An 18,270-nucleotide genomic window follows, 5' to 3' on the forward strand; every position below is an offset into this window, starting at 1 on the left:
ACCTTGCCATGTTCGCTGATTATTCCACCACGGAACTGATGTCCATCTTCGCCATGCAGGGGTTCGCCGGCTTGTCCCTGTTCTCGGTGTTCGTCCTGATGGCCATGGGCCTGGCGATCATCTTTGGCCAGATGGGCGTGATCAACATGGCCCACGGGGAATTCATGATTCTCGGGGCCTATACCACCTATCTGACCGCCAACCTGTTCGAGAATTATCTGCCCGGATTGTTCGCCGGATATTTCTTCGTCGCCATGCTGTTGGCCTTTCTCTTCTCGGCGGCCCTGGGGGCGTTCGTGGAGTGGGCCATGGTGCGCCATCTTTACCGGCGCCCCCTGGACACACTGCTCGCCACCTGGGGCCTGAGCCTGATCATGCAGCAGGCCTACCGTTCGATTTTCGGCGCCCGGGAAGTGGGCGTGGAGCTGCCGCAATGGATGATGGGGGCGTTCCAGGTCACCGATCTGGTGCAGATTCCCATTAACGGCCTGTTCGTGATGATCATCGCCTTGAGCATTGCCCTGGCGGTGTACCTGCTGATGTTTCGTTCCGGCTGGGGCCGTAAGGTGCGCGCCGTGGTGCAGAACCGCCCCATGGCCGAGGCGGTGGGCATTAACACCGCCGGCGTCGACCGCGCCACCTTCGCGTTGGGCTGTGGTATCGCCGGCGTGGCCGGCAGTGCCTTCACCATGATCGGTTCCACCGGCCCGTCGTCGGGCCAGGCCTATATCGTCGACACCTTCCTGGTGGTGGTGTTTGGCGGCGCCCAGAGCCTGATCGGCACCATCGTATCCGCGTTCACCATCTCCCAGTCGCAGTCCACCATGGAATTCTTCCTGAGCGGTTCCATGGCCAAGGTACTGACCCTGCTGACGGTGGTGATCATTCTGATGTTGCGCCCCGAAGGCCTGATGGCCCTCAAGGTCCGTCGCTAGGAGTCCGCCATGAAAAACTCTTCTCCCGTTAAATGGCTGGTGTCCCGGGAAGGTCTTTACTATCTGGCGCTGGCGGTACTGCTGGTATTGGTGTTGCCGGCGCTGCTGGATTCGTTCCGGCTCAACATGGTCGGTAAATACCTCACCTATGCATTCGTTGCCGTGGGGCTGGTGATGTGCTGGGGCAAGGCCGGCATTCTCAGCCTCGGTCAGGGCGTGTTTTTCGGCCTGGGTGGCTACTGCATGGCCATGTTTCTGAAGCTGGAGGCGTCCACGCCGGAAGCCACCGCGCAACAGTCCACGCCGGGCATTCCCGACTTCATGGATTGGAACCAGGTCACCGAACTGCCCTGGTTCTGGGAACCGTTCCACAGCTTCTCGTTCACCCTGCTGGCGGTGATCGCGGTACCCATGATCCTCGCCTTCATCATTGGCGTGGCGATGTTCAAGCGGCGCGTGGGCGGGGTGTACTTCGCCATTATCACCCAGGCGATCGCCTCCATTCTCACCATCCTGATCATCGGCCAGCAGGGTTACACCGGTGGCGTCAACGGCATCACCGACCTGCAGACTCTGCTGGGCTGGAATATCCGCACCGATGAAGCCAAGACCACCCTGTACTTCGTGTGCGTGGCGATGTTGTTCCTGTGCCTGTTCGTGGCGCGCTATGTACAGAACAGCAAGTTCGGCCGGATTCTGGTCGCCATGCGCGATCAGGAAAACCGGGTGCGTTTCTCCGGCTACGACGTGGCTTCCTTCAAGGTCTTCATCTTCTGCCTGGCGGCCGCTTTCGCCGGCATCGGTGGGGCGCTGTTCACCCTGCAGGTGGGTTTCATGTCGCCGTCGTTCGTGGGCATCGTGCCGTCCATTGAGATGGTGGTGTTCTGCGCCCTGGGCGGACGCTATTCACTGCTTGGCGGAGTCTATGGCGCGTTGCTGGTGAACGCCGCCAAAAGCGGCTTCTCGGAATCCTTCCCGGAACTGTGGCCCTACGCCATGGGAGCGCTCTTCATTGGCGTGGTGCTGGCTTTCCCCAATGGTCTGGCCGGCCTCTACCAGCGCTATGTGATGCCGCTGGAGGACCGTTTATTCAAACGCGGCAAGAGCGGCGACGCGGGCAATGACGACGCGGCGCTTTCCGGTTCCCTCGGCGCGGAGAAATCCTCATGAACAAAGACCAATTCCTGCTCGCGGTAGAAGGGTTGACGGTGTCGTTCGATGGCTTCAAGGCGGTGGATGATCTGTCGTTCTATCTCGACCCCAAGGAAATCCGCGTGATCATCGGCCCCAATGGGGCCGGCAAGACCACGGTGCTCGATCTGATCTGCGGAAAAACCCGCGCCACTTCCGGCTCGATCCGCTTCCGGGGCAAGGAACTCACCAAAATGAAGGAACACCAGATCGTGCACGCGGGGGTGGGGCGCAAGTTTCAGAACCCTTCCGTGTTCGAGGACCTCACCGTGTTCGAGAACCTGGAAGTGTCCTACCCCGAGGGGCACACGGTGATGGGCTCGCTGGCGTTCAAACGGGATACGGCGGTGATGGAGGCGGTGGAGGAGGTGGCCGGCACCATCTTTCTCAAGGACCTGCTGGACCAGCCGGCGGGCCTGCTCAGCCATGGTCAGAAGCAGTGGCTGGAGATCGGCATGCTGCTGATCCAGAAACCGGATCTTCTGATGCTTGACGAGCCGGTGGCCGGTATGTCCGTGGCCGAGCGCAGGCAGACCGCCGAGTTGTTACGGGTGATTACCCGTGACCACACCGTGTTGGTGATCGAACACGACATGCAGTTCGTCGGCGACATCGCCGACCGGGTCACGGTGATGCACCAGGGCAAGGTGCTCTCGGAAGGCTCCATTGAGCACGTCAAGAACGACCCGAAAGTCATCGAAGTCTATCTGGGCCATTGATGCCCCGGAGGAGCACATGCTTACCGTCAATCATCACTCCGTGGCCTATGGCCAGAGCACCATCATCCGCGACCTGGATCTGTCGGTGGCGGAAAACGAGATCGTCGCCGTGGTGGGCCGCAACGGCATGGGCAAGACCACGTTGATGAAATCGCTGATCGGCATGACCCCGACCCGAGGCGGCAGCGTACAGCTCGGCGACGCCAACCTGACGCCCATGAAAAGCTTTCAGCGGGTGCGCGCCGGGCTCGGTTTCGTGCCCCAGGGGCGAATGATTTTTCCCACTCTGACGGTGCGCGAAAATATCGAAACCGGCCTCGCCGCGGTGGGCGAAAAAAAGGTCCCCCAGGATCTCTACGAGCTGTTCCCGGTGCTGGAGGAAATGCAGCACCGGCGCGGCGGCAACCTGTCCGGTGGCCAGCAGCAGCAACTGGCCATCGCCCGGGCCCTGGCGACGCGCCCCCGGGTGTTGCTGCTCGACGAGCCCACCGAGGGCATTCAGCCCTCCATCATCCAGGAGATGGCACGCACCCTGAAGCGCATTCGCGACGAGCGGGGCCTGTCCATCGTGGTGTCCGAGCAGGTGCTCAGCTTCGTCATGGACATCGCCGACCGCATCCTGGTGATCGAGAAAGGCGATATCGTCCATGAGGAAGCGGGCGAGGGCGCCGACCAGGAAAAAATCGCCGGCTATCTGTCGGTCTGACTCTTTTACAACGCACTTCACCCGACGAGGAGCGAACCCATGCGACACGGTGATATTTCCAGCAGCAAGGACACGGTCGGCGTGGCCGTGGTCAACTATAAAATGCCACGCCTGCACAGCCGCGCCGAGGTACTCGATAACGCCCGCGCCATCGCCGATATGATCAAGGGCATGAAGCAGGGGCTGCCCGGCATGGATCTGGTGATCTTTCCGGAATACAGCACCATGGGCATCATGTACGACCCGGATGAGATGATGGACACCGCCGCCACCGTGCCCGGCGACGAAACCGCCATCTTCTCCGCCGCCTGCCGGGAAGCCAACACCTGGGGAGTGTTCTCGCTCACCGGCGAACGCCACGAGGAACATCCGAAGAAAGCGCCTTATAACACCCTGGTGCTGATCAATAATCACGGCGAAGTGGTGCAGAAATACCGCAAGTGCATTCCCTGGTGTCCCATCGAAGGCTGGTACCCCGGCGACACCACCTACGTCTCCGAGGGGCCCAAGGGCTTGAAGATCAGCCTGATCATCTGTGACGACGGCAACTACCCGGAAATCTGGCGGGACTGCGCCATGAAAGGCGCCGAGCTGATCGTACGCTGCCAGGGCTATATGTATCCGGCCAAGGATCAGCAGGTGATGATGGCCAAGAGCATGGCCTGGGCCAACAACTGCTACGTGGCGGTGGCCAACGCCACCGGTTTCGACGGTGTCTATTCCTACTTCGGCCACTCGGCGATCATCGGCTTCGACGGTCGTACCCTGGGCGAATGCGGCGAGGAGGAAATGGGCATCCAATACGCCCAGCTTTCGGTCAGCGAGATCCGTGACGCCCGCGCCAACGACCAATCCCAGAACCATCTGTTCAAGCTGCTGCATCGGGGCTACTCCGGCGTGCATGCCTCCGGTGACGGTGACAAGGGCATCGCCGACTGTCCGTTCGAGTTCTATCGGACCTGGGTGATGGACGCGCAAAAAGCCCGGGAAAACGTGGAAGCCATGACCCGTTCCACGGTGGGGGTGGCCGACTGCCCGGTGGGTGAGCTGCCGGTGGAAGGCAAGGAAAAAACCGCCTGAGGGTGTGTCCGCGACCATGCCGTTCATCAACGACCGCCTGGCGGAGAACCGGGAACAACTGAACCGGGAGCGCCGCGCCGCCCGGCCGGAACGGGCGGCGCGCTTCGTGTTCGAGCCGGACAGCGTGATGGCTCTGCTGCGCGCCCGTCTGGTGGGCCAGGACCCGGTGCTGGATGCCCTGGAGGACATGCTCTGGGTGCTCAAAGCGGACCTGGGAGACCCCCAGCGGCCCCTGGCCGTGCATCTGTTCGCCGGGCCCACCGGTGTCGGTAAAACGGAAACCGCCCGGCTGCTCGCCGAGGCCATCCACGGCCACCCCGACGCCCTCTGCCGCATCGACATGAACACCCTGGCTCAGGAGCATTACGCCGCCGCCCTTACCGGCGCGCCGCCGGGCTACGTGGGCAGCAAGGAAGGTCACACCCTGTTTGACAGCGATGCCATCCAGGGCAGTTACGGCAAGCCCGGCATCGTGCTCTTCGACGAGCTGGAAAAAGCGGATACCGATGTGATCCGAACCCTGCTCAATGTGCTGGAACGGGGGCGTCTGGTGCTGTCAGGGGGCACCAGACGCCTGGATTTTCGCAACAGCCTTATCCTGATGACCAGCAACATCGGCGCCGCCGCCCATCGTCGCCGCCACCGCCAAGGCTGGCGCCGCTGGTTCGGCGCCGGCGACCGCGGCGCCCGGCAAAAAGTGGAGCAGGCTCTGCGGCAACGCTTCGATCCGGAATTTCTCAATCGCATCGACCGGATTCATCACTTTCAGCCCCTCGGCGACGACCGCCTCGACGCCCTCCTGGACATCGAACTGGCCCAGCTTCAGCAACGCCTCGCCCGCCGCGACGCCACCCTGACCCTGGACAACAGCGCCCGCGCCTGGTTGCAACAACACCACGACCCGGCCTACGGCGCCCGCCACCTGGCCCGCCGTTTGCGCACCCACCTGGAACCGCCCCTCGCCCGCGCCCTGCTCGAGCACCCGGACCAAACCCGTTTCCACGCTTCCCTCCACCAGGACCGTCTCCACGTCACCCCGGAATAACCCCAAACCCCACACCAACTACGGAGCCACCGGCTGGCTCGCGGCCCGCGCTGGAGAAACCGGCCCACGAGAGAACCCACCCCACGGCAGCCATCCCCGAACAATACGTCATCTGACGTACCTCCATCGGCCCTTTCACGAATGCCCCCCGTCGTCCATGCTGCCTAATCTAATAACGAAAACAGGCTCGCCAACCGGAGGCACCATGGCTGACACCATCATCAAGATCGACCTGAATAAATCCCCCTACGACAACGAAGGCGTTCATAACCGCTGGCACCCGGACATCCCCATGGCCGCCATGGTCAAGCCCGGTGACGATTTCATCGTCGAATGCCACGACTGGACCGGCGGCCAGATTGGCAACAACGACAACGCCGAGGACGTGCGCGACGTGGACCTGACCCAGGTGCACTTCCTCACCGGCCCGGTGGGCGTGGAAGGCGCCGAGCCCGGCGACCTGCTGGTGGTCGACATCCTCGATATCGGTGCCTTCGACGAAAGCCAGTGGGGCTTCAACGGTTTCTTCTCGAAACAGAACGGCGGCGGCTTCCTTACCGAACACTTCCCGGAAGCGCAAAAGACGATCTGGGATTTCAACGGCATGTTCACCAAGTCCCGCCATATTCCCGGCGTGGAATTCGCCGGCCTGATCCACCCCGGTTTGATCGGCTGCCTGCCGTCCAAGGAAATGCTCAAGGAATGGAACGACCGCGAAAAGGAACTCTATGACACCGAGCCGGACCGCGTGCCCGGGCTGGTCAATCTGCCGTTCGCCGACACCGCCCACATGGGCAAGCTCAAGGGCAGCGACCGCGACAGCGCCGCCGCCGAGGGCGCGCGCACCGTGCCGCCCCGGGAACACGGTGGCAACTGCGACATCAAGGATCTGTCCCGGGGCTCCCAGGTTTATTTCCCGGTATATGTGAAGGACGCCGGCCTGTCCGTGGGCGACCTGCACTTCAGCCAGGGCGACGGCGAAATCACTTTCTGCGGCGCCATCGAAATGGCCGGCTGGATTCACATGCGCGTCAATCTGATCAAGGGCGGCATGGAGAAATACGCCATCAAGAACCCGATCTTCAAGCCCAGCCCCATGGCGCCCAAGTACGATGACTACCTGATCTTCGAGGGCATCTCCGTGGACGAGCAGGGCAAGCAGCACTACCTGGACGTGCACATCGCCTACCGGCAGGCCTGCCTCAATGCCATCGAATACCTGAAGAAATTCGGCTACACCGGCGCCCAGGCCTACTCGCTGCTCGGCTGCGCGCCGGTACAGGGCCACATCAGCGGGGTGGTGGACGTGCCCAATGCCTGCGCCACCCTGTGGCTGCCCACGGACATCTTCGACTTCGACGTCAAACCGGGGCCGGACGGGCCGCAGCACAGCGTCGCCGGCAGCACCGACGTGCCGCTGGCCAAGGATAAGTAGGGGAGGGCGAACACATGCCGCTGTACGATTACAAGTGCGCCGAGCATGGCCTGTTCCACCAGCTGGTGGAGGTGGCGGACGCGGGGGAAGCCCGCGCCTGCCCCAGCTGCGGAACGCTGTGCGCCCGGGTGATTCTGGTGGCGCCCCAGGTGTTGGACATGGCCCCGGAACGGCGCGCGGCGTTCGCGCGCAATGAACGGGCCGCCCACGAGCCGCGCCGGGGCAATCACCACACGGAAAAGGAACAGGGCTGCTGCCACCACGCCAAGGCCAAACCCAAGGTCTTCTACACCGCCGACGGCAAGAAGATGTTTCCCTCGGCCCGGCCCTGGATGATCAGCCACTGACGCAAAAACGCCCTCGTAGGAGCGGCTTCAGCCGCGATCGAACCAGCGCTGATCGCGGCTGAAGCCGCTCCTACGGTGCGTTCAGAACAAGACCATCCCCAGGCTTTCCGCCACGCAGGCCGGCTTGTCGCTGCCTTCCAGTTCGATGGTGATCTCGTTGCAGAGCAGGTAGCGGCCTTCGCCTTTCTGCTGCACGGATTTCATGATGAAACGTCCGCGCACACGGGCGCCGGCGGGTACCGGGGCGAGAAAACGGCAGCCGTTCAGGCCGTAGTTGATACCCGCCTTGGCTCCTTCGATGGTGTAGATCTGGTCCTTGAACATGGGTATCAGCGACAGCGTCAGGTAGCCGTGGGCGATGGTGCCGCCAAACGGCGATTCCTTGGCCGCCCGGTCCGCGTCCACATGAATCCACTGGAAGTCCCCGGTGGCCTCGGCGAACTGGTCAATGCGTTCCTGGCTGATCGTCATCCACTCGGTGACGCCCAGTTCCTTGCCCTCCCAGGCACTCAGTTCCTCGGGGCTGGTTATTGTCAGCATGGTCTCTCCTCGAACGATTCAAAGTTGCAGCCGATGTTGTATCCTGCCTGCAGCTGTTTTTCGAGGTTTTCATGCACATCCATATTCTCGGTATCTGCGGCACCTTCATGGGGTCGCTGGCGCTGCTGGCCCGGGCCAAGGGGCACCGGGTCACCGGCTCCGACCAGAACGTCTACCCGCCGATGAGCGATCAACTGGCCGCCGCCGGTATTGATCTGATCGAGGGCTACGACCCGGCCCAGCTGGACCCGGCGCCGGATCTGGTGGTGGTGGGCAATGCCCTGAGCCGGGGTAATCCGGCGGTGGAGTACCTGCTCGACCAGGGGCTGCCCTACACCTCCGGCGCGCAGATGCTCGCCGAGGTGGTGCTGCCGGGCCGCTGGGTGCTGGCGGTGGCCGGCACCCATGGCAAGACCACCACCAGCTCCATGCTGGCCTGGATTCTGGAATACGCCGGCCTGGCGCCGGGCTATCTGATCGGCGGCGTGCCGGGCAACTTCGGCGTTTCCGCTCGTCTCGGTGACACGCCATTCTTCGTGGTGGAGGCGGACGAGTACGACACCGCCTTCTTCGACAAACGCAGCAAGTTCGTCCATTACCGGCCGCGTACCGCGATCCTCAACAATCTGGAGTTCGATCACGCGGATATCTTCGCCGATCTGGGCGCCATCCAGACCCAGTTCCACCATCTGATCCGCACCATCCCGTCCCAGGGCCGCATTATCCTGCCCGCCGGCGAGGCGGCCCTGGAAGAGACCCTGGACAAGGGCTGCTGGAGCGAGGTGGAGCGCTTCGCCGAGCGGGGTGAGCCCGGTTACCGGTTGGATCGCGCCGACGGCGGCGTGTTCACGGTGCTGGAGAACGGTCGCGAGGCGGCCCGGGTGGAGTGGGACCTGACCGGCCGCCACAACGTCAACAACGCCATGGCGGCGCTGCTGGCCGCCCGCCATGTGGGCGTGACCCTGGCGGACGGCGCCGCCGCTCTGTGCGAGTTCCAGGGCGTCAAGCGGCGCATGGAACTGCGCGGCGAGATCGGCGGCGTGCGCGTTTATGACGATTTCGCCCACCATCCCACCGCCATCGCCACCACCCTGGAGGGCCTGCGCCGCAAGGTCGGCGACGAGCGCGTGCTGGCGGTGATCGAGCCGCGTTCCAACACCATGCGCCTGGGCCGTCACCGCGATGCCCTGGCGGCCAGTACCGCCGACGCCGACCGGGTGATCTGGTATCAGCCGCCGGGATTGGACTGGTCCCTGGACCCGGTGGTGGCGGAGTCACCGGTGCCGGCCTCGGTATCCCGGGATCTGGATGAGCTGGTGGCCACGGTGGCCGCCGAGCCGGGCCCGCTTAACGTGGTGGTGATGAGCAACGGCGGTTTCGGCGGTGTCCACGAAAAGCTGCTGGCGGCGCTGCGCGGGAGGCGGGCATGAGCAAGGCGCGGCAACGGGTGACGCTGGCCTTCACCGGCGCCTCCGGGGCGCCCTACGGCCTGCGCTTGCTGCGCTGTTTGCTGGCGGCGGATTGCGAAGTGTTCGTGATCCTGTCCAAGGCGGCGCGGGTGGTGATCGGCATGGAAACGGATCTCGCCCTGCCAGCGGGAACCGGCAAGGCGGAGGCGGCGCTGCGCGATTTCGCCGCCACCGATAAGGGGCGGCTGGTGGTGTGCGGGCTGGAGCAATGGACCGCGCCGGTGGCCTCCGGCTCCGGCGCGCCGGCGTCCATGGTGGTGTGCCCGTGCTCCACCGGCACGCTGTCGGCGATCGCCGCCGGCGCCAGCGACAACCTGATCGAGCGGGCCGCCGACGTGGCGCTTAAGGAGCGCCGTCAGTTGATTCTGGTACCCCGCGAAAGTCCGTTCTCGGCGATCCATCTGGAGAACATGCTCAAACTGGCGCGGCTGGGGGTGACCATCCTCCCCGCCGCGCCAGGCTTCTATCACCGGCCGGCGAGCGTGGACGATCTGGTGGATTTCGTGGTGGCGCGCATCCTCGATCAGCTCGGCGTGCCGCAGACCCTGGTGAAGCGCTGGGGCGAGGAATAGCGCCCAGTCGCTCCTACAAACAAATCCCTCCAACAGAACTCCGGAGCCAACCGTGACGGTTACCTTGGAGCGTCTCGGAGTGATCCCCCTTCCGGGACCCTGTCAAACAGGATGTTTGACCGGGAGCCCCCATGGACGGGTTCACGGCGTTCCCGGAAGGGGGATCACTCCGAGACGCGGGCCAGGATAGAACCCCTCCGGCCCCGGAGCCCCCCTCTAGAGCGTATAGTGAATCGGCACGGTCACCGAGATCGGCTCGCCGGCCAGCTCCGCCGGTGGTTCCGGGAAGCGCAGGCGGCGTACCAGTTCCACGGATTGCTGATCGAGAATGCGGCTGTCGGAGCTGCTCTTCAGGGTCACGTCGCTGGCGCGGCCGTTGCTGTCCAGCATGAAGCTCACTTCCACCACGCCCTGCTGGCGGCGCATGCGCGCCCGGGCCGGGTATTCCTTGTTGTACTCAATGGTATCGCGCACCTTGCGCAGGTAGCGATTGAGCAGGTTGTCGTGGTCGCCGCTGCGGTGCACGCCCTTGCCGGGGTCGCCGGCGATGCCTTTCTGCCCCTGCGGCTGCTGCTGGCCGGAGGCGACGCGGGTCTGTTCGTCCACCTTGTCCGCCGGCGCGCCCTGTTGCGGCGCCGGTTCCGGGGTCGGTTCGGGCTCTGGCTCCGGTTTGGGGTCCGGCTTGGGCTCGGGCTTGGGTTCCGGTTTGGGCTCGGGCTTCGGCTTGGGTTTGGGCTTCGGCTCGGGTTTGGGTTTGGGCTTCGGTTTGGGCTTGGGTTTCGGTTCCGGTTTTGGTTCGGGCTTTGGTTCGGGTTTGGCCTCCGGCGCCGGTTGCGGGGCGGTGCTCACGGCGCTTTCCGTGGGCTTCTGGGCCAGGTTCAGGGTCACCGCCTGCTGCACGCCGGGGCGGGCCGGGCGGCCCCCGGCCAGGGTCAGGCTCTCTATGCTCAGCAGCAGGCTGGCGTGGGCGAGGAGGGCCAGGGTCCAGGCGAGAATCAGGCGCGGTTTACGGCTCACGGGGCGCTCTTACTCCGGGTTACCAGACGGACTTCCTCGATGCCGGCGTCACGCAGCACGTCCAGCTTGGCGCGCAGGCTTTTCAGGGGCGTGCCGGCATCGGCCAGCAGGCGCACCGGCTCCTGGCCGGCGGGGTGCTCGGCGTCCGCCTCGGCGGGGGCGTTGTCGGCCTGCCGTTGGCGTTCTTCACGGCGGGTTTGCACCAGAGCGGCCACCGCCTCGGCGTCCACCGGCTGGCCTTCATGCAGCAATTGCCCGTCGGTATCCAGCACCAGCATCAATTGGTCCGGGTTTTCGTCGGTGGCGGCGCTTTCGCTGCCCGGCGCTTCCGCGTCCCCTTCCGGGCGCGGCGCCAGTTGCCCGGCCACCATGAAAAAGATCAACAGCAGGAACACCACGTTGATCAGCGGCAGTACCGGCTCCAGGGGAGGTCGGCGACCGCTGTCAGGCGCTTCCAGGTTCATGGCATCAGCTCCAACTGCACGTCCTTGACGCCGGCGGCGCGCACCGCGTCCAGGGTGGCCAGGGCGGCCTGCAGCGGCGCGTCCGGCTCACCGGTGATCAGCACGGTCTTGCCGGGGTCCAGTTGCGCGGCCAGTTCATCCAGCGCGTAGGTGGTATCGCCGATTTCCACCTGGCCGCTTTCGGTCACCGTCAAGGTCAGCCAGTCGCGGTCCTGCTGGTCGGCGCTCTCCTCGCTGGGCAGCACGTTCACCGGCAGGTCCTTCCAGTCGCCGAAGCGGCTGGCCAGCATGAAGAACACCAGCAGGATGAACACCACGTCGATCAATGGCGTCAGGCTGATGCTCGGTGAGCGGTGGCGTTCCGGTTCCAGATGCATGGATCAGCCGGCCACGGCCTGGCGGCGGGGTGCTTCGGCGGCGGCCTCGCTGGCCGGCGCCGTGGCGCGCTCGCCTTGCCGGCGAATCTGAACCTTGAGGCGTGCCAGGCGGTCCTGGAGTTTCTCGCGGCACAGCTCGATGGTGCGGTCCGCCCAGTGGAAAGCGGCCAGGGCCGGGATCGCCACGGTCAGGCCGGCGGCGGTGGTCAGCAGCGCTTCCCAGATACCGCCGGACAGAATCGACGGGTCCACCTGGGAACCGGCGGCCTCCAGGGCCTGGAAGGCGCCGATCATGCCGAACACCGTGCCCAGCAGGCCGATCAGCGGTGACAGCGCGCTGATCACCTCCAGGGTGCGCAGACCACCGCGCATGTCTTCCAGGGCTTCGCGACCGCGCCGCAGGCTGTCTTCTTCCCAACTGGCCGGGTCCATGCTCCGGTTCTGCCAGGCCTGGACGATCACCCGGTCGATGGGCGCCTGACCGGCGCGGATGTCGCCGGGGGCCTGGCCGTTCTCAAGACGTTCGAGCAGGGCGTCGGCCTGTTTGCTGGAGACCGGCCGGATACGACCGAACTGGAGGATCTTGGCGATCAGGGTGGCCAGGGCCACCACCGACAGGAGTGCGAGCAACCACATGGCGGGACCGCCGGCGATGAACCACTCCGGGAGCTGAAAGTGCAGGAAAGAAGTCATGTCCGAACTCCGGTTGACGAGCGGCCACCGCCATCAGGAAAGGAAGCGGGAAAGGGACGGTGCCGTCAGAGTGCCCGGGAGTCTAGCACTTGCGCATTCAAATGCAAGTCATTCCTATTTGCACTGATCCGGGGCGGGGGCGGGTGGCCGGAAGCGGTCGACGACCGCTTCCGGGGAGGTGGTTTATTGCTGCATAAGAGTGTAGTTGAGGTCGGAATCAATACGCTGGCCTTCGGCGTTGAGCATTTCCACGGCGTTGCGGCGGTTCTGCACGAAACGGAACTGCTCTTCCGGTTGCTCCGGGTTAAGCACGTAGAGCGGGTAGCTCTGGCCATCCAGCTGCATGCGCTGGCTGACCCAGTTGCCGCGCTCCACCTGGCCGGAGCCGGCCTGGCCGCGATCCAGGTATTGCTGACGCAGTTCGAAGCGCGATGCTTCGCCGTCCTGGTCGCGGTACAGGGTAAGGGTGGTCTTGATGCCGGCGCAGTCGGCGCAGGGCAGCACACCCTGGTAGACGGTGCTGGAGGCTTTGGGGTCGAGCGGCTGGCTTTGGCAGGCGGCCAGGCCCAGCGTGGCGGCCAGGCCCAGGGCGTGGAGGGTCTTTTTCATGGTGTGTCTCCCTGACAATGAAACCTGTGTTCGATAACAGGTCATCAGTATAGACAACACCCCGTGATGGATTTCACGGCTTTAACAGAGTTTAACGCGTGGGGTGTTACTGCTCCCGACGGCGGGCGAGGTAGCGTTGCACCCCTTCCGAGATCAGAAAGCCCACGGCCAGCGCGATCAAGAAATAGAGTAAAATCATAGTTCCCCGAATCGGCGGGATGCCGATTTTTTCAAGCGGAAATCCAGTGCGCACTTCCGGCAGCTTAGGGCGAAACCGCCCTTGAAACAGTAACTTACTGTTAGCGCTTGTAATTATTTGATGGGTCTGAAAGGCGACCCGGCACTCAGAATAACGGGGGAAGGGAGCGGCGTCAGAGGGATCGGATCGTTTTTTGAGCTGTGTCACAAATTGCATGGATGTCGGGAGGCGGCGAAACCTCCCGGCGGCGTTCAGGCACCCAGTAGCTGTAGTGGACCGCCGCGCTCGATGGCGCGCTGATAGGCGGGCCGTGCCTCCACCCGCTGAATGAAATCGCGGATATGGGGCAGGGCGTCCAGGTTGGCGCGGCTGGCCGCCGCCTGCAGGGGAAAGCTCATTTGCACGTCGGCGCCACTGAGCTGGTCGCCGGCGAACCAGGTGTGCCGTGTCAGATGATCCTCCACCAGGGCCAACTGGTCCTGAAGGCGTGGTTGCAGGAACTCGCTGTTCATCCGGCCGCTGATCTTGCGGGCGATGGGTTTGGCGAAGAACGGCATGGGCGCGGTGGCGACCCGGCCAAACACCAGCTTCATCACCAGCAGCGGCATCAACGAGCCCTCCGCGAAGTGCAGCCAGTACACATAGTCCAGCCAGGCCTGGCTATCGGTGTCGGGTTTGAAGTGGCCGTCGCCGTAGCGCTCCACCAGATATTCGATGATGGCGCCGGATTCCGCCAGCACGGTGTCGCCGTCGCTGATCACCGGGGATTTGCCCAGGCGGTGGACGCGCCGCAGGCTCTCCGGCGCCAGGCTGGTCCGCGGGTCACGGCGGTAGTGTTCGATTTCGTAGGGCAGTTCGAGCTCCTCAAGCAGCCAGAGGATGCGTTGCGAACGGGAATGTTCCAGGTGATGAACAATGATCATGGGCGCTCCTGACGTGAGGACAGGCTACGAGCATAGCACTGCCGTTGGCGTAGCCGGGAATTGACCCGCCGCCCGGTGCCGTAGAGAATGAGAATAATTTCCATTCAAGAAGCGGAGCTGTTCGTGACCGGGAGCGTGCCCACCGAGTCCGTCGCCGATCTCTATCACCGCCATCACGGCTGGCTGCACCAATTGCTGCGGCGCCGTCTGGGCTGCTCCGAGACCGCCGCCGATCTGGCCCACGATACCTTTGTGCGTCTGCTGCGCCGTCCGCGCCGTTTCGACAGCGCGGAGGGGGCCCGTGCCTACCTGAGCACCGTGGCTCGGGGTCTGTGCGTGGATCTGTGGCGTCGCCGGGAGGTGGAGCAGGCCTGGCTGGCGGTGCTGGCGGAACAGCCGCAAGCACTGGCGCCGTCCTCGGAGCACCGTGCCATCGTGCTCGAGACCCTGTGCGAAGTGGATGCGCTGCTGCGGCGCCTGCCGGAGAAGGTGGCACGGGCTTTCCTGATGGCCCAGCTGCACGGCAGGACCTACCGGGAGATCGCCGTGGAGCTGGAGGTGTCCGAGCGCATGGTGAAGAAATACATGGCCCGGGCCATGCTCCATTGCGCCTTGCTGGAAGTTTCCTTCGAGGAGGGCGCGAGCGGATGAGCGCTCCGGACTACCACAGCCTGGAGCAGGCGGCGGAATGGTTCGCCGTCCTCGGTGATGAGGGTGTTTCCCCGGCGCAGCGCGAAGCCTGGCGGCGCTGGCTGGAAGCCAGCCCGCGACATCAGCGCGCCTGGGACTACGTGGAAGCGGTGGGGCGTCGCTTCGGGCGCTTACGCGCCGACGGCGATCCGGCTCTGGCCGGCGGAGCCCTGGAGCGCCTGCGTGGCGAGCGCTTGTCCCGCCGTCAGGCCCTTAAGGGGCTGGCGGTGCTGGCCACCGGCGGGGTGCTCGGCTGGGCTGGCTGGCGGCACTCGCCGCTGCCGGAACTGGCCCGCGCCTGGCGCGCGGATTATCACACCCCGGTGGGCGGTCGCCGGGCACTGGTGCTGGACGATGGCACCCGGGTCTGGCTCAACACCAACAGCGCCCTGAACGTGGATTTCGACCGCCAGCGGCGACGGCTCACCCTGGTGGCCGGCGAGGTGCTGGTGGACACTGGCGCCGATCCGCGCCCGCTGTGGCTGCGCACCGGCGCCGGCGAGTTACGCCCGCTTGGTACCCGCTTTCAGGTACGCCGCGAAGGCGCCACCACCGAGCTGGCGGTGTATCAGGGCGCGGTGCGCGTACACACCGCCGGCAGTGGCGCCGAGCGCACCGTGCCGGCGGGGCATCGCACCCGTTTCGACGGCGAACGCATCGCGCCGCTGGATACCGCGGACCCGGCCCGGCAGGCCTGGACCCGGGGCCTGCTGGTCGCCGAGGAGCGTCCCTTGGGGGGGCTGGTGGCGGAGCTGGCCCGCTACCGCCATGGCCACCTGGCGGTGGACCCGGCGGTGGCCCACCTGCCGGTAATGGGCACCTATCCCCTGGATGATACCGACCGTGCCCTGGCCATGCTGGAAGCGGCCCTGCCGGTGCGCGTGCGTCGCCGGCTGCCCTGGTGGGTGACCCTGGAGCCGGTGGCCGATTAACGGAGTCGTGCGTCAGGTCAAAAAGCGGATAAACAAAAAAGCGCACCATGGCCGAATCGCCAATACCGTCATCGCATGGAAGGAGGAAGACGTCATGAGCCGCAACGAGACCCGCTCCGCCCCGGACTTTACCCCGGAACCGGACGCCAGCGCCGGCCACTGGGGCCACCGCCCCGGCGGCACCCAGCCCGAGCCGGATATGGTGGGCCCCTACGCGCGCCATCGGCCGCTGCCCCCGGAGGGCATCGAGCGGCGTCATGCCTACATCGTCGGCGGTGGCCTGGCCGGCCTGGCCGCCGCTTTCTACCTGATTCGTGACGGCCATATGCCCGCCGCCAATATCACCATCCTTGAGGATCAGGGCGTGGAAGGGGGCTCCCTGGACGGCGCCGGCAACCCGGAAGACGGTTACCTGGTGCGCGGTGGCCGGGAGATGAACGGCCATTACGACAATTTCTGGGACCTGTTCCAGGATGTGCCGGCGCTGGAGTTGCCTGAAGGCTACAGCGTGCTCGACGAATACCGGCTGGTGAACGACGCCGACCCCAACTATTCCAAGGCCCGGCTGCTTCACCACCGGGGCCGGATCAAGGACTTTTCCACCTTCGAGCTGAGCCGCTCCCAGCAATGGGAACTGGTGCGCCTGTTGTTGCGTCGCAAGGAAGAACTCGACGACGTCACCGTGGAGCAGTTCTTCAGCCCCGGTTTCCTGGAATCCAATTTCTGGACCTTCTGGCGCACCATGTTCGCGTTCCAGAACTGGCACAGCGTGCTGGAGATGAAGCTCTACATGCACCGCTTCCTGGACGCCATCGACGGCCTCAATGACATGTCCGCCCTGGTGTTCCCCAAGTACAACCAGTACGACAGTTTCGTACGCCCCCTGGTCGGGCTGCTGCGCGAGCAGGGCGTGCATTTCCGGCTCGATACCCGGGTACACGATATGGAGCTGACCGGCGAAGGCGGCAGCAAGACGGTGCGAGCCTTGCTGTGCCGCACCGCCGACGGCGAGACCCGCCTGGAAGTGGGGCCGGAGGATCTGGTGATGGCGCTCACCGGCTCCATGACCGAGGGCACCGCCTACGGCGATATGGATACCGTGCCGGCGCCCCGGCGCGGTCGTACCGAGCCCGGCGAGGACAGTGCCTGGACCCTGTGGCGCAATCTGGCGGCCAAATCGCCGGTGTTCGGTCGCCCGGACAAGTTCTACGGCGATACCGATCGCTCCAGTTGGGAATCCGCCACGCTCACCTGCGCGCCGTCACCGCTGGTGGACAAGCTCAAGGAACTGTCGGTGAACGATCCCTATTCCGGGCGCACCGCCACCGGCGGCATCGTCACCATCACCGACTCCGCTTGGTTGATGAGCTTCACCTGCAACCGCCAGCCGCACTTCCCGGACCAGCCCGACGACCTGCTGGTGCTGTGGGTCTACGCCCTGCACATGACCCCGGACGGGGATTACGTGAAGAAACCCATGCCCGAGTGCACCGGCCGGGAGATTCTTACCGAGCTGTGCTATCACCTGGACCTGCTCGATGATCTGGACACGGTGCTGGCCAACACCAAGGTACGCACCGCCCTGATGCCCTACATCACCGCCGAGTTCATGCCCCGCGCCGCCGGCGACCGGCCCCGGGTGGTGCCGGAGGGCTGCACCAACCTGGGCCTGCTGGGGCAGTTCGTGGAAACCCCCAACGATGTGGTGTTCACCATGGAAAGCTCGGTGCGCACCGCCCGGGTGGCCGTGTACCGGCTGCTGGGCCTGAACAAGGCGGTGCCGGACATCAGCCCCACCCAGTACGATATCCGCAACCTGCTCAAAGCCGCCCGGGCGCTCAACAACGGCGAGCCGTTCCCCGGCGAGCGGCTGCTGCACCGCCTGCTGGACCGCACCTACTTCGCCCCGGTGCTGCCACCGCTGCCCGAGGAGGATGAGCCGGCCCCCGGCGCCGCCAACCCCTTCGACGCCGAGCTCAGCGCCCTGGCCGACCGGGGCGGCGAGGCGCTCAAGGACCTGCGCGCCTGGTTCACCCACCTGCGCGACAACCTGCGCAAGGACCGCGACTGACCGCCGGCCCCTCTCTGGACCGGGCGTCACGGCGCAAGGTCCAGGGGCACGGCAGGAGCGACCGGCGACGCCGTTTTGCCTGTGTAGGAGCGACTTTAGTCGCGATAACCCCCAGTGCCATCTTCATCGCGGCTAAAGCCGCTCCTACCGCGACCACCTAACGCCGGAGCCGCCGGTGACGCTACCTCGGAACGCGGCCTATCTGGAGAACACCCCCATCCCCGCCTTCTCCAAAGCGTGAAAAAAATCCCCCCGA

The 18,270-nt window shown here is 65.1% G+C and carries 21 protein-coding genes; 13 read left to right on the plus strand and 8 right to left on the minus strand.

From position 1 onward, the window contains the following. Positions 1–8 precede the first annotated feature (8 nt). The 8 genes from urtB to ACLD02_RS05280 all read left to right on the plus strand — a co-directional run bounded on the left by urtB (position 9) and on the right by ACLD02_RS05280 (position 7,458). Positions 9–935 carry an urea ABC transporter permease subunit UrtB gene (urtB, locus tag ACLD02_RS05245; protein WP_203102610.1) on the plus strand — a complete coding sequence of 309 codons (927 nt, stop codon included), beginning with the start codon at positions 9–11 and terminating at the stop codon, positions 933–935. 9 nt (positions 936–944) lie between these two features. Further along, the gene (gene urtC, locus ACLD02_RS05250) at positions 945–2,105 is read left to right on the plus strand and encodes an urea ABC transporter permease subunit UrtC (RefSeq protein WP_203102606.1); all 1,161 of its coding nucleotides are present in this window, start codon (positions 945–947) and stop codon (positions 2,103–2,105) included. Beyond that, on the plus strand, positions 2,102–2,845 hold the full coding sequence (gene urtD / locus ACLD02_RS05255; protein ID WP_203102600.1) for an urea ABC transporter ATP-binding protein UrtD: 744 nt from the start codon (positions 2,102–2,104) through the stop codon (positions 2,843–2,845). The genes urtC and urtD overlap by 4 nt, the downstream gene beginning before the upstream one ends. 16 nt (positions 2,846–2,861) lie before the next feature. Next, positions 2,862–3,551, plus strand: a complete 690-nt coding sequence (gene urtE, locus ACLD02_RS05260) for an urea ABC transporter ATP-binding subunit UrtE (protein WP_203102597.1) — start codon at positions 2,862–2,864, stop codon at positions 3,549–3,551. Between the two features lie 39 nt (positions 3,552–3,590). Beyond that, positions 3,591–4,631: an aliphatic amidase gene (locus ACLD02_RS05265; RefSeq protein ID WP_410298106.1), complete on the plus strand. Its 1,041-nt coding sequence runs from the start codon at positions 3,591–3,593 to the stop codon at positions 4,629–4,631. A gap of 16 nt (positions 4,632–4,647) precedes the next feature. Next, positions 4,648–5,676: an AAA family ATPase gene (locus ACLD02_RS05270; protein WP_410298107.1), complete on the plus strand. Its 1,029-nt coding sequence runs from the start codon at positions 4,648–4,650 to the stop codon at positions 5,674–5,676. A gap of 205 nt (positions 5,677–5,881) precedes the next feature. Beyond that, positions 5,882–7,111, plus strand: a complete 1,230-nt coding sequence (fmdA, locus tag ACLD02_RS05275) for a formamidase (RefSeq protein ID WP_203102591.1) — start codon at positions 5,882–5,884, stop codon at positions 7,109–7,111. A gap of 14 nt (positions 7,112–7,125) precedes the next feature. Next, complete coding sequence (locus ACLD02_RS05280; protein WP_203102590.1) at positions 7,126–7,458, plus strand: FmdB family zinc ribbon protein; 333 nt, start codon at positions 7,126–7,128, stop codon at positions 7,456–7,458. 81 nt (positions 7,459–7,539) lie between these two features. On the opposite strand, the gene ACLD02_RS05285 is transcribed toward ACLD02_RS05280, so the two are convergent. Beyond that, positions 7,540–7,998 carry a MaoC family dehydratase gene (locus ACLD02_RS05285; protein WP_203102589.1) on the minus strand — a complete coding sequence of 153 codons (459 nt, stop codon included), beginning with the start codon at positions 7,996–7,998 and terminating at the stop codon, positions 7,540–7,542. 71 nt (positions 7,999–8,069) lie between these two features. Here ACLD02_RS05285 and mpl point away from each other — a divergent pair, with 71 nt between their 5' ends. Continuing rightward, positions 8,070–9,428, plus strand: coding sequence for a UDP-N-acetylmuramate:L-alanyl-gamma-D-glutamyl-meso-diaminopimelate ligase (mpl, locus tag ACLD02_RS05290; protein WP_203102588.1), 1,359 nt, complete (start codon positions 8,070–8,072; stop codon positions 9,426–9,428). Further along, positions 9,425–10,039 (plus strand): flavin prenyltransferase UbiX, encoded by a 615-nt coding sequence (locus ACLD02_RS05295; RefSeq protein WP_203102587.1) that lies wholly within the window; start codon positions 9,425–9,427, stop codon positions 10,037–10,039. Before mpl ends, ACLD02_RS05295 begins: the two co-directional genes overlap by 4 nt. Before the next feature lie 216 nt (positions 10,040–10,255). On the opposite strand, the gene ACLD02_RS05300 is transcribed toward ACLD02_RS05295, so the two are convergent. From ACLD02_RS05300 to ACLD02_RS05330, 7 genes are all read right to left on the minus strand, one after another. Further along, complete coding sequence (locus tag ACLD02_RS05300) at positions 10,256–11,056, minus strand: energy transducer TonB (RefSeq protein WP_410298108.1); 801 nt, start codon at positions 11,054–11,056, stop codon at positions 10,256–10,258. Further along, the gene (locus ACLD02_RS05305; protein WP_203102583.1) at positions 11,053–11,520 is read right to left on the minus strand and encodes an ExbD/TolR family protein; all 468 of its coding nucleotides are present in this window, start codon (positions 11,518–11,520) and stop codon (positions 11,053–11,055) included. The genes ACLD02_RS05300 and ACLD02_RS05305 overlap by 4 nt, the downstream gene beginning before the upstream one ends. Beyond that, entirely contained in the window at positions 11,517–11,897 is a 381-nt protein-coding gene (locus ACLD02_RS05310) for an ExbD/TolR family protein (RefSeq protein ID WP_203102581.1), read from the minus strand. Before ACLD02_RS05310 ends, ACLD02_RS05305 begins: the two co-directional genes overlap by 4 nt. A 3-nt stretch (positions 11,898–11,900) precedes the next feature. Beyond that, the gene (locus ACLD02_RS05315) at positions 11,901–12,590 is read right to left on the minus strand and encodes a MotA/TolQ/ExbB proton channel family protein (RefSeq protein WP_410298109.1); all 690 of its coding nucleotides are present in this window, start codon (positions 12,588–12,590) and stop codon (positions 11,901–11,903) included. Between the two features lie 183 nt (positions 12,591–12,773). Next, positions 12,774–13,199, minus strand: a complete 426-nt coding sequence (locus ACLD02_RS05320) for a copper resistance protein NlpE (RefSeq protein ID WP_203102577.1) — start codon at positions 13,197–13,199, stop codon at positions 12,774–12,776. 106 nt (positions 13,200–13,305) lie between these two features. Next, the gene (locus ACLD02_RS05325) at positions 13,306–13,614 is read right to left on the minus strand and encodes a hypothetical protein (protein WP_203102575.1); all 309 of its coding nucleotides are present in this window, start codon (positions 13,612–13,614) and stop codon (positions 13,306–13,308) included. Positions 13,615–13,649: 35 nt separating this feature from the next. After that, positions 13,650–14,321 carry a glutathione S-transferase gene (locus ACLD02_RS05330; RefSeq protein WP_203102573.1) on the minus strand — a complete coding sequence of 224 codons (672 nt, stop codon included), beginning with the start codon at positions 14,319–14,321 and terminating at the stop codon, positions 13,650–13,652. A gap of 87 nt (positions 14,322–14,408) precedes the next feature. Here ACLD02_RS05330 and ACLD02_RS05335 point away from each other — a divergent pair, with 87 nt between their 5' ends. From ACLD02_RS05335 to ACLD02_RS05345, 3 genes are all read left to right on the plus strand, one after another. Further along, positions 14,409–14,972 carry a sigma-70 family RNA polymerase sigma factor gene (locus ACLD02_RS05335; protein ID WP_203102571.1) on the plus strand — a complete coding sequence of 188 codons (564 nt, stop codon included), beginning with the start codon at positions 14,409–14,411 and terminating at the stop codon, positions 14,970–14,972. Further along, positions 14,969–15,943 carry a FecR domain-containing protein gene (locus ACLD02_RS05340; protein ID WP_410298110.1) on the plus strand — a complete coding sequence of 325 codons (975 nt, stop codon included), beginning with the start codon at positions 14,969–14,971 and terminating at the stop codon, positions 15,941–15,943. Before ACLD02_RS05335 ends, ACLD02_RS05340 begins: the two co-directional genes overlap by 4 nt. Before the next feature lie 94 nt (positions 15,944–16,037). Continuing rightward, on the plus strand, positions 16,038–18,014 hold the full coding sequence (locus tag ACLD02_RS05345) for an oleate hydratase (protein WP_410298111.1): 1,977 nt from the start codon (positions 16,038–16,040) through the stop codon (positions 18,012–18,014). Positions 18,015–18,270 lie beyond the last annotated feature (256 nt).

The organism is Alloalcanivorax sp. C16-2, assembly GCF_046507615.1.
Lineage (GTDB): Bacteria > Pseudomonadota > Gammaproteobacteria > Pseudomonadales > Alcanivoracaceae > Alloalcanivorax > Alloalcanivorax marinus_A.